The organism is Methylobacterium sp. CCH5-D2, assembly GCF_001556475.1.
Taxonomy (GTDB): Bacteria; Pseudomonadota; Alphaproteobacteria; order Rhizobiales; family Beijerinckiaceae; genus Methylobacterium; species Methylobacterium hispanicum.
The window spans coordinates 1-211 of record NZ_LSIX01000780.1 but is presented as its reverse complement, the minus strand read 5'-3'; the positions used below and the strand labels follow the sequence as shown (position 1 = coordinate 211).

The 211-nt window shown below is 81.0% G+C and carries 1 pseudogene; it reads right to left on the bottom strand.

From position 1 onward, the window contains the following. A pseudogene (locus AX737_RS34680) lies at positions 1-211 on the bottom strand (hypothetical protein); the annotation flags it as partial.

The following is a 211-nucleotide window of genomic DNA, read 5'->3' as shown; positions in this document are numbered from 1 at the left end:
GATCACCACCGTGGGCGGGGGCTCGGAGGGGCGCAGCATGCCCGGAAGCGGGCCGGTCGCGGGCTCGGGCGGGGCGGCCGCGCGCTCCGCCTGCACGGACGCCACCGCGTCCGGCGCGATCAGCCCGAGGCCGGCGGCGTGCTCGGCCATCGCCACGCTGTCGGCGGCGAGCACGAAGCTCGCGCCGGCCGCCGTCACGGCGGCGGCGATC